The organism is Roseomonas aeriglobus (assembly GCA_016937575.1).
GTDB lineage: Bacteria > Pseudomonadota > Alphaproteobacteria > Sphingomonadales > Sphingomonadaceae > Sphingomonas > Sphingomonas aerigloba.
Genome location: JAFHKN010000002.1, coordinates 513,356 through 526,908, shown reverse-complemented (window position 1 = coordinate 526,908; position 13,553 = coordinate 513,356). Strand labels below are relative to the sequence as shown.

The following is a 13,553-nucleotide window of genomic DNA, read 5'->3' as shown; positions in this document are numbered from 1 at the left end:
CGCCCGGCCGCCATAAAGGATTGAAGCGGGGTTGGGAAACGCGGCGAAGCGACGCTGTCGATACCAGCTACCACCCCAGATGCCGTTCGTGCCGAGCGTGTCGACGCACCGTACCGCGATACACCCGCAATTCACGCGCGGCTAGAAGAGGGGTGCTCCGGCCAGGGCCCCATCAAAATATTACGTGATGGGTGCTCGAGAAATTCAGCACGAAGGGCTCCAACGCGCAATTCTCGCTACCAAGGCTGCACTTACGCCTCGTCGGTATCCGCCAGCTTCCAATTCGGATCGCCCGACTTGAGATCGCGGACGAAGGTCCATTCGTCGTGCGTCTCGACCGCATCGGTCATCGATCCGGCGATCACGACGCCGTCCTTGTCGCGCGTCACCGCGGCGATGTCGGCATCGAAGCGCACGGTGATCCGTGCGACCTTGCCCGTCACCGACGCATCGGTGATGGCGGCGCGTTCGATCGACACCAGGCGATTTTCCAACGTCTCGCCCGCGGCTTCGCGCGCGTCGATCGCTCCTTCGAATTCGGCGCGGACATTGTCTTCGACCAGGAAGGCGAGCGTCTCGCGGTCGCCCTTCCAGAACGCCTCGAGCACCATACGATAGGCACCCTTGGCGCCCTCAATGAACTGCGCGACGTCAAAGGTCGAATCCGCCTGAACGATCTGACGCAGACCCCCTTCGGCCCCCGTCTCCACCGCGCGCGGGCCGCTTTCGCGCACCTCCGGCGTCAAGTCGATCGTGCGCGGCACGGCCTGCGCGACCGGGCGATCCTCGGCCGCCCGCGGCAGCGGTTGCTGCTCATGCCCCGTGCGCTTGCCGAGCACGGAATAGAGACGGAGCGCCAGAAACGCCGCAACCATCGCGAGCAGGATGACGTAAACTAACACCGGACCTCCGAACACTGAACGCCTTACATAGTCCTCGCCGCGCCGCAGTTCAAACCAGGACCGCGGCAGCGTTGAAACCGCCGCCTTGCCCTGCTAGGCGCGGCCACGATTTTTTCGCACACGCGCCCTGCCAACGCCTCAAGCGCGCGTGCGTTGCCTAACAGGGATTAAAGCACATGGCCGAAGATTTCAGCGCCGCCGGCGAACCGATGAGCAATGGCGCCGACACCGCCCCCGTCGCGGGCGTTATTTCACAGTATATCAAGGACTTCTCGTTCGAGAATCCGAACGCACCGGCGATCTATCAGTCGGCCGGCGGCGCGCCCAAGATCGACATCGGCTTCAACATCGGCGCGGCGCAGGTCGGCGAGGACGTCCACGAAGTCATTCTGAAGATCGACGCCAAGGCGGAAACCGACGACGGCACCGTCGCCTTCGTCGTCGACCTGACCTACGCCGGGCTGTTCGGCCTGCGCAACATTCCGGACGAGCATGTCCAGCCGTTCCTGCTGGGCGAAGCGCCGCGTATCCTGTTCCCCTTCGCCCGCCGCGTCGTGGCCGATGCGGTCCGCGACGGCGGCTTCCCGCCGCTGATGCTCGACCCGATCGACTTCGGTCAGCTCTATCTGCAGCAGCTGGCGCAGCAGGAGCAGCTGGCGACCGGCGAGCCAGCGGGTCAGGCGTAAGCTTTCTGCCCTACCCCCCGATCGTGCCGAGCGACCGGGGGGAGAGCTGATATTGCCATGAACCTCGTCCGCGCCCTGGGCTCGATCGGCAGCCTGACGCTCGCCAGCCGCGTGCTGGCGCTGGTGCGCGACTCGCTCCAGGCGACCTATGTAGGTGCGAGCTTCGCCTCCGACGCCTTCCTGGTCGCGTTTCGCCTGCCCAACATGTTCCGCGCCTTCTTTGCCGAGGGCGCGTTTTCGGCTGCGTTCATCCCGATGTTCAACCGCAAGGTGAGCGAGGGCGGCGGTGAGATGGGCATGGCCCTCGCCTTTGCCGAACGCGCATTGGCGGTACTGTTCGCGATCCTGGTGCTGTTCACGGTCGCCATGCTGGCGGCGGCTTGGCCGATCACCTGGGCGCTGTCGGGCGGCTTCACCCGCCAGGCCCCGAGCCCCGAACAGTTCGACTTCGCCGTCACGCTCTCGCGGATCACCATCCCCTATCTGATGCTGATCAGCCTCGCCTCGCTGCTGGGCGGCATCCTGAATTCGCTGCACAAATTCTGGGTCAACGCCGCCGCGCCGATCCTGCTGAACATCGCGATGGTGACCGCGCTGCTGTTCTTCCACGGCGACCCCTATCAGACCGCACAGGCTCAGGCGGTTGCGGTGCCGGTCGGCGGCATCCTTCAACTCGCCTGGCTGGCCTGGGCCTGCCATCGCGCCGGCATTTCGCTCAAGCTTCGTCCGCCTCGGCTCGATCCCGAGGTCCGCGCGCTGCTGAAACTGATCCTGCCCGCTGCGGCGGGCGCGGGCGCGGTGCAGATCAATCTGCTCGTCTCGACCGCCCTTGCCGGTTACCTGCTCGACGAAGGGTCGATTTCCTACATCTATTACGCCGACCGGCTGAACCAGTTGCCGCTCGGGCTGATCGGCATCGGTCTTGGCACCATCCTGCTGCCGACGGTGTCGCGCCTGCTGACGTCGGGCCGCGAGGCCGAAGCGATGGCGACACAGAACCGCGGGATCGAACTCGCGCTGTTCCTGACCCTGCCCGCTACCGCCGCGCTGATGATCGCCGCAGAGCCGATCGTCCGCGGGCTGTTCCAACACGGCCAGTTCACTGCCGAGGACACCCGACGCTGCGCCTGGGCGCTGTCGGCTTTCTCCGCCGGCCTGCCCGCCTATGTCCTCATCAAGGTGTTGACGCCGGGTTTCTACGCGCGCGAGGACACCAGGACGCCGGTGCGGTTCGCGACGATTTCGGTCGGCGTGAACCTGATCCTCAACCTCGCGCTCATCCCGCTGATCAAACATGTCGGCCCGCCGCTCGCGACCGCGATCTCGGCGACCGTCAATCTCGCGCTCCTCTACGCCACGCTGGCGAAGCGCGGGCATTTCATCGCCGATGCGCAGGTGAAGCGCCGCGTGCCGCGGCTGCTGGTCGCGGCGGTGCTGATGGGCGCGACTCTCTGGGCTGGGCAGCGGCTGCTCGACCCGCTGCTGCTCGGCAGCCTGTGGCAGCGGTTCGCCGGGCTCGCCCTGCTCGTCGGCGCGGGCGGCGTCATCTACGCCCTGGCCTGTTTCGCGACCGGGGCCTATCGCCCGGCCGACCTCAAGCAACTGACCGCGCGCCGCGCCAGCGCCGCCCCTAAGGACTGATCATGCGTATCCTCTCCGGCATCCAGACCACCGGCAACCTGCACCTCGGCAACTATCTGGGCGCGATCAAGCAGTGGGTGGCGATGCAGGACACCGTCACTGAACAGGGGGGGGAATGCCTGTTCTTCCTGGCCGACCTTCATTCGCTGACCGGAAACATCACGCCGGCCGAGCGCACCGCGACGACCCTGGAGATGGCGGCGACGCTGCTGGCGGCCGGAATCGACGACCGCTCGATCCTGTTCAACCAGGCGCGCGTGCCCGCGCATAGCGAGCTGTGCTGGATCCTGCAGGGCACCGCCCGCATGGGCTGGCTGAACCGGATGACGCAGTGGAAGGACAAGGCCGGCAAGAACCGCGACGGCGCTTCCGTCGGGCTGTTCACCTATCCCGTGCTCCAGGCCGCCGACATCCTGGCGTACCAGGCGACGCACGTGCCGGTCGGCGAAGACCAGAAGCAGCACTTGGAGCTGACCCGCGACATCGCCGAGAAGTTCAACACCGACTTCGGTGTCGAGCTCTTCCCGCTGCCCGAACCGCTCATTTCCAAGGCTGCACCGCGGATCATGAGCTTGCGGGACGGCGCTGCGAAAATGTCCAAGTCGGACCCCAGCGACATGAGCCGCGTGAACCTGATCGATTCGGACGACCTGATCGCCCAGAAGTTCAAAAAGGCGCGGACCGACCCCGATCCGTTGCCCGACAGCTTCGATGCGCTGGCCGAACGGGCCGAGGCGAAGAACCTCGTCACCATCTACGCCGCTTTGGCCGATACGGCGCCCCAGACCGTCCTCGACCAGTTTGCCGGCCAGGGCTTCGGCGCCTTCAAGCCCGCGCTCGCCGATCTCGCGATCGCCAAGCTTGCGCCGATTCGCGATCGGCTGGTGCAATTGCTCGACGACAAGCCTGCGGTGGCGTCGGCGCTGGCTTCGGGCGCCCAGAAGGCCCGGGCCATCGCCGAGCCGACTCTAAAGAAGGCTCAGCAAGCCGTTGGTTTGCTTGTCTGACGCCGATAAAAGCGCGCAACCGTACAAAGTCCTTGTCTGACTTAAATTAACCAGACCTTGCCTTTCGCCTCGTAAGTCGCTGGCGAAGCGAGGGAAAAATGACTTGGGCATTGGACAGTATCGCGGCGAGCTGGACAGCGATCAACCGCTCCTTGGCGGTCGTCGAATTCACCCCCGCCGGCATCATTCTTGAAGCCAACACGCTCTTCTGCGCCGCTACGGGTTATACTCGGTCGGCGTTGATCGGTCGGCATCACCGTATCCTGTGCCATGCGGACTATGCCGCGTCGGACGCCTATGCCGATTTCTGGCGCAAGCTCGGTCGTGGCGATTTCGACCAGGGCGAATATTGTCGGCTTGATGCCGCGGGGAACGAGATCTGGCTGCAGGCGACCTATAATCCTGTCTTCGGATCCGACGGTCGCCCCGAACGCATTCTGAAGATCGCCACCGACATATCGGCCGCCAAGCGCACCGCTCTCGCACTCGACGACACGTTCGCTCAGCTCGATACCATCGTCCGTACGATCGGCGCGATCGCACAGCAGACGAATCTGCTCGCCCTAAACGCCACGATCGAGGCCGCGCGGGCGGGCAACGCAGGACGTGGCTTCGCCGTCGTCGCGACGGAAGTGAAGAAGCTGGCGAGCGACACCCGCCTCGCGACCGAGCGCGCAACCGAGATGATGGCGCGCCGCGCCGCCTGAACTGCGTCGGCGTCGGGCGGTCCCTCCCGGGAAATCGTCAGACGTAGCGGGCGGCAGTTCGGAGGCGGGTCAGCGCTCCAACTGCCGAAGCAGCGCGTTCACCGCGCTATCGACGTCGCGATCCGTGCCGCGCAGTTCCTCGATCCGGCGCACCGCATGGATCACGGTCGAATGGTCGCGGTTGCCGAACTTGCGGCCGATTTCCGGGAGCGACCGGGTCGTCAGACGCTTGGCGAGATACATGGCTATCTGGCGGGGCCGCGCGACCGCGACGGCACGGCGCGCCGACAGCAGGTCGATCGTCTTCAGGTCGAAATGCGTCGAGACCGCCTTCTGGATCTCGTCGATCGTCACGCGACGCTGGCTGCCCCGCAGCTGATCGCCCAGCACGCCGATCGCGAAGTCGAGCGTGATCGCCTCACCGTTCAGCTGGGCATAGGCGACGACGCGGTTGAGCGCGCCTTCCAGTTCGCGGACACTACCAGTGATGCGGCTGGCGAGCAGCTCCATCACGTCGCCCGGCACCACGGCGTCGGGCGCGTCGCCGAGCTTGGCGGTCAGGATCGCGCGACGCAGCTCCAGCTCGGGCGACTTGATATCGGCGACCAGGCCCGACCCCAGACGCGACAGCAGCCGCGGCTCGATGCCGTCTAGCGTCATCGGGCTGCGATCGGCCGCGATCACCAGCCGCTTGCCCGCACCCATGAACTCGTTGACCGTGTGGAAGAATTCTTCCTGCGTCGAATCCTTGCCCGCGATGAACTGCAGATCGTCGATCATCAGCAGGTCGACGCCACGCAGCCGCGCCTTGAACGCGTGCGTGTCCCGCGCGCGGAGTGCCTGCACGAACTCGAACATGAACCGCTCCGCCGGCATGTAGAGCGCGGTCGCGTCCGGGCATGCATCCAGGAACGCCTGGCCGATCGCGTGCATCAGATGCGTCTTGCCCTGCCCCGTGCCCGAATGGAGGTACAGCGGGCTGAACCGCGGCCGGCCCGGTTCGGCAAGGGCGCGCGCTGCGTTGAACGCCACGCGATTCGACGCATCGACGACGAACCGGTCGAAGGTGAAGCGCGGGTCGAAACTCGACCGTTCGCTCTTCTTGGCCGGCGCGCGGGCCGGCTCCGGGCTTGGCGCCGGCGTCTCGACCGTCAGCGCGCGCACCGGCTTGGTTTCGCTGACCGTCTCGATCGACACCGACCGCAGCGACGGCAGGAAAGCACGGAATTCATAGAATAGGCGGTCGGCGTAGTGGCTTTTCACCCACGTCGTCATGAACGCACTGGGCAGGCCGATACGAATCTGCTCGGCATCGCTGCCGTCGATCAGCGTCGCGGGCTTGAGCCATTGGTCGAACAGCCGCTGGCCGGCCGAATGGCGCAGATTGGTCCGCACGCGCGCCCAGGCCTTCGCCACGGCGTCGTCCGTATCCGCAATCCTGGCCAGTCCGAACGCCACGCGCGCAATCCTTCCCGCGAGCCCCGCGCACCGGCGCGGGCCCCCTGTTTTCAAACGACAAGTGTCCCCCGGGCCAGAACGATGGTTCTGACCCAAAATGCCCCGAAACTGTCAAATGCCGGTCGGCGGTCGCCATCCGGAGGGACGTTGTGGATCGACAGAACGAGTCGATCAAGCCGGTGGTCCGTCAAGAAACTGAAATAAAGCGGATTGACTCACGGATTTGCGTCGAAAAAATCACAATATCGTTGTTCGTCAAATACTTGGCCAGAATTTATCGACGGAGCGCCGCGCGAATCGCGGTAAAAGCTGGATTCGCAAAACCGGTGTCAGACGGTGTTCTTCCCCCGTTCCGGCGACCCGATTGCGGACACGAAAATGGCCCCGCCGGGACGTCCCGACGGGGCCATAATTCAGATTAGGTACAGCGCCGAATCGAGCGCTGCGGGGCGTTCTCAGCCGAGGGCGGCGAGACGCTTGGTCAGGCGCGAGAACTTGCGCGACGCGGTGTTCTTGTGGAGCACGCCCTTGGCAACGCCACGGGCCAGTTCCGGCTGAACCTGCGCGATCGCGGCGGTCGCGGCATCCTTGTCGCCGGCGGCGAGCGCCGATTCGAGCTTCTTCACGAAAGTCCGGATACGGCCGAGACGGTTGCCGTTGATTTCCGCGCGACGCTCGTTGCGACGGATGCGCTTCTTCGCCTGAGGCGTATTCGCCATTACGTTCAAATCCTGCTGTTTAGGAGGCGCGCGGACAACCTCCACGAGCCGGGAAAGCGGCGCCCATAGCGAGCGGTGACGATTCGGTCAACCGGGAAGGCTCTATCGCCAACGTCCATCATTCCCGCGCAGGCGGGGATCAATAGTCGCTGAACATAAAGCGACTCACAGGTGCCGGCCAGAATTATCCCCGCCTGCTCAGGGGTGACGAAAGAGGCGCGCCATTCACTTCTGACACTTCGGACACCAAAACGTCGACCGCCCGCCCTCGACATAGCGCGCGACGATCCCGCCGCATTCGCACGGCAGCCCTTCGCGCCCATACACCTTGAACTGCTTCGAGAAGTAACCGAGCTCCCCGTCCGGCCGCGCATAATCACGCAGCGTCGATCCCCCCGCCTCGATCGCGGCGTTCAGCACCAGATGCACGCCCTCGACCAATCGCGCGAGCTTGGCGCGAGACACCTGCCCGGCCGGCTTCGACGGGCGGATGCGCGCCTCGTACAGCGCCTCGCAGACATAGATGTTGCCGAGCCCCGCGACGATGCGCTGGTCGAGCAGCAACTGCTTGATCGACGCGATTCGCCCGTCGAACGCCCGGTCGAGATGGGTGGCGGTGAAGTCCGCTCCCAAGGGCTCCGGCCCGAGCGCGCGGAACGCCGGCCAGTCGGCGACGTCGGCGGTCGGCACCAGGTCGACCGACCCGAATCGCCGCGCATCGTTGAGCGCCAGCCGCCGCCCGGCAGTGGTTTCGATCACCAGATGGTCATGAGTCAGCAGCTCGTCCGGGTCGACCCGCCATCGCCCCGACATGCCGAGGTGGAATATCATGGTGTCGCCGCGGTCGGTGTCGATCAGCCCGTATTTCGCGCGGCGCCTGAGGCCCGTGACGGTCGCCCCGGTCATCCGTTGCGCCAGCTCCGCCGGGAACGGCCGCCGCAGATCGCCGCGCCGGGTGACGACGGACGATAGGCGCTGACCATCGAGCACAGGCCTCAGCCCGCGGACGGTGGTTTCGACTTCGGGAAGTTCCGGCACCGCAAACAACTAGGTTGCGTTTGCGGGGGCCACAAGGCTTCGCTAGGGCCGTCTGCATGACTGACACCGTGTCCTTCGGCTATGAAGACGTCGCCCCGGAAGAGAAGACTGAGCGCGTTGGCGCCGTGTTCAGGAATGTGGCGAGCCGCTACGACCTGATGAACGATGCGATGTCGGGCGGCATGCACCGGCTGTGGAAGGACCGGTTCGTCGCTCGGGTGAAGCCGCGGCCGGGCGAGCAGCTGCTCGACATGGCGGGCGGCACCGGCGACATCGCCTTCCGCCTGGCGAAGTCGGGCGCAAGCGTGACCGTCGCCGATATCAACCCCGCGATGCTCGAGGTCGGCATGGAGCGCGCGGCAGAACGCGGGATCGACGGCCTGGTCTGGACCGAAGCGAATGCCGAGACGCTGCAATTCCCGGATCGGTTCTTCGATGCCTATACGATCGCGTTCGGCATCCGAAACGTGACCGACATCCCGAAGGCTTTGCGTGAAGCGCACCGCGTTCTGCGCCGGGGCGGCCGGTTCTTCTGCCTGGAATTCTCGACGACGACCTGGCCGTTGTTCGGCGACGTCTATGACGCCTATTCGCACAAGCTGGTGCCCAAACTCGGCAAGCTGCTGGCGAACGACGAGGACAGCTATCGCTACCTCATCGAGTCGATCCGGCGCTTCCCAAACATGCCGACGTTCGAGCGGATGATCGGCGAGGCGGGCTTCGTTCAGACGAAGGTCGAACCGCTCTTGGGCGGGCTGGTCGCGATCCATTCGGGTTGGAAGATTTGATGGGTGCTGCGCGTCTCCCCTCTCCCACCGGGAGAGGGAGGGGCCCGCTCGGCACAGCCGAGTGGGAGGGTGAGGGCAGTCGACGCCGCTCTACCCTGCCCTCACCCTTCCGCGGCTCCGCCGCTCCCTACCTCTCCCGCCGGGAGAGGGAATTGGCATGACCTCCACCGTCACCCACCTCTGGCGCTTGCTGAAATGGGGCCGCACGCTCGCGCGCCATGGGGCTTTGCGCGGGATCGAGCGTGATCCGAACACCCCCGCCCCGGTCCGTCGCCTCGCCCGCATCGCGCGGTTCGGCGCCCGCGTGCCCAAGGTGCCGCAGTACGCGGAAGCCTTCCAGGCGATCGGCCCGGCGGCGATCAAGCTCGGCCAGACGCTCGCCACCCGCCCCGACCTGGTCGGTGAAGACGCCGCGCACGACCTGCTGCGGCTGCAGGATTCGCTGCCCCCCGTCCCCTTCGACGAGATCCGCGCGCGGATCGAGAACAGCTTCGGCCGCCCGATCAGCGCAATGTTCGCCGAGTTCGAGGAGGAGCCGATCGGCGCCGCCTCGATCGCGCAGGTCCACCGTGCGATCACGACCGAGGGCAGACGCGTCGCCGTCAAGGTCCTGCGCCCGGGCGTCGAGGACAATTTCGCCCGCGCCATCGACACCTATGAATGGGCCGCCGCTCAGCTGGAAGGGCTGGGTGGCGAGGCGAACCGCCTGCGCCCGCGCCTGGTGATCGAGACGTTCAAGCGCTGGACCGCGCGCGAGCTCGACCTGCGCCGCGAGGGCGCATCAGCCTCCGAACTCGCCGAGGGGATGGAGGCCGAGCCCGACTTCGTCGTCCCCGCGATCGACTGGCAGCGCACGACCGGCAAGGTACTGACGCTGGAATGGATCGATGGCATCAAGCTGTCGAACCGCGACGGGCTGATCGCAGCCGGATATGACGTGCCGGTGCTGGCCTCGAAGCTGGTCCGCGCGTTTCTGCGCCAAGCGATTTCGGACGGCTTCTTCCATGCCGACATGCACCAGGGCAATCTGTTCGCCCTGCCCGGCAATCGCATCGCCGCGATCGACTTCGGTATCATGGGCCGGATCGATCGTCGCGCGCGGGTGTGGCTGGCCGAAATCCTCTACGGCCTGATCACCGGCGATTATAAGCGTGTCGCCGAAATCCATTTCGAGGCGGGCTATGTGCCCCCGCATCACAATGTCGCGGAATTCGCGACGGCGCTGCGTGCGGTGGGCGAGCCGATGCGCGGACTGCCGGTCAAGGATATGTCGGTCGGCGCGATGCTCGATGGGCTGTTCGCGATCACCCGCGATTTCGACATGCAGACCCAGCCCCACCTGCTGCTGCTGCAGAAGACGATGGTGATGGTCGAGGGCGTCGCGACCCGGCTCGATCCCGACATCAACATGTGGGATGTCTCGGGGCCCTTCATCCGCGAATGGATTCGTACCGAACTGGGGCCGGAAGCCTGGGCCGCCGATCGCATCGTCACCGACCTGAAGACGTTCGCGCGCCTGCCCGACCTCATTCGCAATATCGAGGCACGCTATCCCGCGCCCGGCGGCGCCCCGCCGGCTCCACCTTTGCGCGAAATCCAGGTCGTGCGGGTCGGTGGCGGCTGGCGCTACGCGGCGGTCGCGATCCTGTCGGCAGCCGTGGCGGTCGCAGCGACGCTGTGGGTGGCGTGAGGTCCCCGCAGCGCTGCCGTGCAGGCGGGAGCGTGGGGCCAAAATGCCTGGCGTATGTATTCTCCTCCAATCCTAGCCGCTCGCCCCGGCACCGCGTCTGCAAGGACCATCGAAACTCCTCGTTGCCCGGCGAAGGCCGGGGTCCAGTTGCAATAGCTTGCGATGGATCAGCGGCCGGTCGAGCCTGGCCCCCGGCCTTCACCGAGGAACAAGGGAAGTTTGCCCACCCCTCGCTTGCGCGCGGGACACGGATGACGAACTAGGCCGATGCCTCGCCCGCGCGCACCCCTTTGGCTCACCGCCCCCACCCGCTACGCGGGACTGCCCCGGTCCCGTGCCCGGTGGGTCCTGGCCGCGCTGGCCCTTCTCATTGCGCTGGCGCTGACCGCCCTTGCCGTCCCGGACCCGACCGATCCGACGCCCGGCCAGACCGCGACCGCCAGCGACCTTGGTATGTATGAGACGGTCATCGCCGGTCTGCGCGGGGGTGGCGACTATTATACGCTGACCGCCGACGCGCTTCGCGCCGGCGGTTATCCGCTCAAACCGTTCATCACCTTCCGCTTGCCGGTCCATGCCGTCGTCCAGGCTGCGCTACCGCCGGTCGTCCCGCGCATCCTGCTGGGGCTGCTCGTCGTCGCGGTCGCGGTCGCGTGGTGGCGGCGAGTGATTCCGGCGCTGAGCCGCCCCTCTGCGCGCGTGTCGCTAACGGTCCTGCTCGCCGCCGGCCTGATGGCTTTCGTCCAAGCCGATCTGGCCGCCTTTCATGAGGTCTGGGCCGCATTGTTCGTCGCGCTGGCCCTCGCCCTGCGGACGCCCGAGCGATGGGTGCCTAGCGTCGCGCTGGGTCTGATCGCGATGCTGGTACGCGAAACGGCCGCGCTGCTGCCCCTCGTCATGGCCGCCTATGCCTGGCGCGAGGGCGCACGGCGCGAGGCGGCCGGCTGGGGCCTGTCGCTTCTCGCGCTGCTTGCCGCGCTTGTGGCGCACGCCTGGGCGGTGACGCAGGTCGTCGGCCCGCTCGATCCCGCATCCCCCGGCTGGAGTGGACTGCTGGGTCCGGGCTTCTTCGTCCGCGCCGTTGCGTCCTCGACCGCGCTCGACGCCCTGCCGCTGACCATTGCCGCCCCCATCGTCGCACTGGCGCTGTTCGGCTGGACCGCGTGGCGTAATCCGCTGGCAAACCGCGCCGCAGCGTTGTTCGCGGGCTATGCCGCCGCCATTGCGATCTTCGCGCGGGCCGACACCTTCTACTGGGCGCTGATGCCTGCGCCCGTCCTGCTGGTCGGACTGGTCTTCGCCACCGACGCCGTCCGTGACCTCGCCGCGACGCTGCTCGACAGGCGGCGCATCCGGGTGCAGAGAGTCAGCCAATGAAGCGCATCCTGCTGATCGTCGGCGGCGGCATCGCCGCATACAAGGCCTGCGAGCTCATCCGCCTGATCCGTAAGGCCGGCATGGCGGTAACGCCCGTACTGACGGAGGGCGGCGCGCATTTCGTCACGCCGATGACGCTGGCGGCGCTCGCCGAAAACCAGGTCTATACGACCCTGTGGGACCTGAAGGACGAGGCGGAGATGGGCCATATCCAGCTCAGCCGCGCGGCCGACCTGATCGTCGTCGCGCCGGCGACGGCCGATCTGCTCGCGCGCATGACGCACGGCCATGCCGACGATCTGGCGACGACGCTGCTGCTGGCAACGGACACGCCCGTGCTCGCCGCGCCAGCGATGAACGTGCGGATGTGGCAGCATGCCGCGACGCAGCGCAACGTCGCGCAACTGCGTGCCGATGGCATAACGGTGATGGACCCCGACGAAGGCGCGATGGCGTGCGGCGAGTATGGCCCCGGCCGCCTGCCGGAACCCGCCGCCATCCTGGCCGCAATCGAGCACTACTTCGCCGGCGCCGGGCCGCTTACGGGCAGGCACGTGCTGGTCACCGCCGGACCGACGCACGAGCCGATCGATCCGGTCCGGTACATCGCCAACCGCTCCTCGGGCAAGCAGGGCTATGCCATCGCCGGCGCGCTGGCCGAACTCGGCGCCCGTGTAACGCTCGTCTCCGGCCCGGTCACGCTGCCGACGCCCCGGGGCGTCGACCGGGTGGACGTCGAAACCGCGCGCGAGATGGCCGATGCGGTCGCCGCCGCGCTTCCTGCGGACGCCGCCGTCATGGTCGCGGCGGTGGCGGACTGGTATGTCGAGGCAGCGGCTCAGAAGCTGAAGAAGGGCGAAGGCGCGCCCCCGCTCGCGCTCCATACCAACCCCGACATCCTGGCGACGCTGGCGCACAGTCCCGACCGCCCCCGCCTGGTCGTTGGCTTCGCGGCCGAGACCGAACGCGTCGTCGACCATGCGACGGCCAAGCGCGCGCGCAAGGGGGCCGACTGGATCGTCGCCAACGATGTGTCGGGCCCACCGGGATCCAGCGTGATGGGCGGGGACGCCAACACCGTGCATCTGGTCACCGCCGATGGCGTCGAGGACTGGGAGCCGCTGGCCAAGGACGCCGTCGCGCGGCGGCTGGCGCAGCGGATAGCAGCGGCGCTGGGCTGATCATGACCGGGGTTGCAGGGTAAGGCTGCCGATATGGCGTCCGACCAGGTTCGTCTGAAGCGCCCGGACCGGATCATGACGCTTAGAGCCCTGTATCCGGACAGACCGTCTGATTCAGGTCGCTCCGCATGACCGTCAACGTGATCGTCGCGCCACCAAAGCAGCCGGTCTGGTTACCGAGCCGTCCGCCCAAAAACCATTTTCCTACATTGCCGCAATCTGCTTCACCCGACCGGATGGCTCCTGCGAAAGACCGAACGCCTGCTCTTTTCCGCAAAAGTGACAAAAGTGACGAAGGCTTACGAATGGGCCGCGGTATCGCAACTTTTGCGGTTAGCATCGTCTTCAACACACAGCTT

General features: G+C 66.6%; 12 protein-coding genes. 8 read left to right on the top strand and 4 right to left on the bottom strand.

What is annotated here, in order from left to right:
• Positions 1-251: 251 nt before the first annotated feature.
• Complete coding sequence (locus tag JW805_02980) at positions 252-902, bottom strand: Tim44 domain-containing protein (GenBank protein ID MBN2970983.1); 651 nt, start codon at positions 900-902, stop codon at positions 252-254.
• Positions 903-1,078: 176 nt separating this feature from the next.
• Between JW805_02980 and secB the strand changes: the two genes are divergently transcribed.
• The 4 genes from secB to JW805_02960 all read left to right on the top strand — a co-directional run bounded on the left by secB (position 1,079) and on the right by JW805_02960 (position 4,943).
• The gene (gene secB, locus JW805_02975) at positions 1,079-1,588 is read left to right on the top strand and encodes a protein-export chaperone SecB (protein ID MBN2970982.1); all 510 of its coding nucleotides are present in this window, start codon (positions 1,079-1,081) and stop codon (positions 1,586-1,588) included.
• 57 nt (positions 1,589-1,645) lie between these two features.
• Positions 1,646-3,229: a murein biosynthesis integral membrane protein MurJ gene (gene murJ, locus JW805_02970; GenBank protein ID MBN2970981.1), complete on the top strand. Its 1,584-nt coding sequence runs from the start codon at positions 1,646-1,648 to the stop codon at positions 3,227-3,229.
• The gene (gene trpS, locus JW805_02965) at positions 3,229-4,236 is read left to right on the top strand and encodes a tryptophan--tRNA ligase (protein ID MBN2970980.1); all 1,008 of its coding nucleotides are present in this window, start codon (positions 3,229-3,231) and stop codon (positions 4,234-4,236) included. Before murJ ends, trpS begins: the two co-directional genes overlap by 1 nt.
• Positions 4,237-4,334: 98 nt before the next feature.
• A complete protein-coding gene (locus JW805_02960) occupies positions 4,335-4,943 on the top strand; it encodes a PAS domain S-box protein (protein ID MBN2970979.1) in 609 nt (202 codons plus the stop codon).
• Positions 4,944-5,012: 69 nt separating this feature from the next.
• Here JW805_02960 and dnaA read toward each other — a convergent pair whose 3' ends face one another.
• From dnaA to mutM, 3 genes are all read right to left on the bottom strand, one after another.
• The gene (gene dnaA / locus JW805_02955) at positions 5,013-6,389 is read right to left on the bottom strand and encodes a chromosomal replication initiator protein DnaA (GenBank protein MBN2970978.1); all 1,377 of its coding nucleotides are present in this window, start codon (positions 6,387-6,389) and stop codon (positions 5,013-5,015) included.
• A gap of 467 nt (positions 6,390-6,856) precedes the next feature.
• On the bottom strand, positions 6,857-7,120 hold the full coding sequence (rpsT, locus tag JW805_02950) for a 30S ribosomal protein S20 (protein MBN2970977.1): 264 nt from the start codon (positions 7,118-7,120) through the stop codon (positions 6,857-6,859).
• 225 nt (positions 7,121-7,345) lie between these two features.
• The gene (gene mutM, locus JW805_02945) at positions 7,346-8,158 is read right to left on the bottom strand and encodes a bifunctional DNA-formamidopyrimidine glycosylase/DNA-(apurinic or apyrimidinic site) lyase (GenBank protein ID MBN2970976.1); all 813 of its coding nucleotides are present in this window, start codon (positions 8,156-8,158) and stop codon (positions 7,346-7,348) included.
• Positions 8,159-8,214: 56 nt separating this feature from the next.
• Here mutM and JW805_02940 point away from each other — a divergent pair, with 56 nt between their 5' ends.
• The 4 genes from JW805_02940 (at position 8,215) to coaBC (ending at position 13,194) form a co-directional block, all read left to right on the top strand.
• Positions 8,215-8,946: a class I SAM-dependent methyltransferase gene (locus tag JW805_02940; protein MBN2970975.1), complete on the top strand. Its 732-nt coding sequence runs from the start codon at positions 8,215-8,217 to the stop codon at positions 8,944-8,946.
• 157 nt (positions 8,947-9,103) lie between these two features.
• Positions 9,104-10,636: a 2-polyprenylphenol 6-hydroxylase gene (gene ubiB, locus JW805_02935; protein MBN2970974.1), complete on the top strand. Its 1,533-nt coding sequence runs from the start codon at positions 9,104-9,106 to the stop codon at positions 10,634-10,636.
• Between the two features lie 267 nt (positions 10,637-10,903).
• The gene (locus JW805_02930; protein ID MBN2970973.1) at positions 10,904-12,013 is read left to right on the top strand and encodes a hypothetical protein; all 1,110 of its coding nucleotides are present in this window, start codon (positions 10,904-10,906) and stop codon (positions 12,011-12,013) included.
• Complete coding sequence (gene coaBC / locus JW805_02925) at positions 12,010-13,194, top strand: bifunctional phosphopantothenoylcysteine decarboxylase/phosphopantothenate--cysteine ligase CoaBC (GenBank protein MBN2970972.1); 1,185 nt, start codon at positions 12,010-12,012, stop codon at positions 13,192-13,194. Before JW805_02930 ends, coaBC begins: the two co-directional genes overlap by 4 nt.
• Positions 13,195-13,553 lie beyond the last annotated feature (359 nt).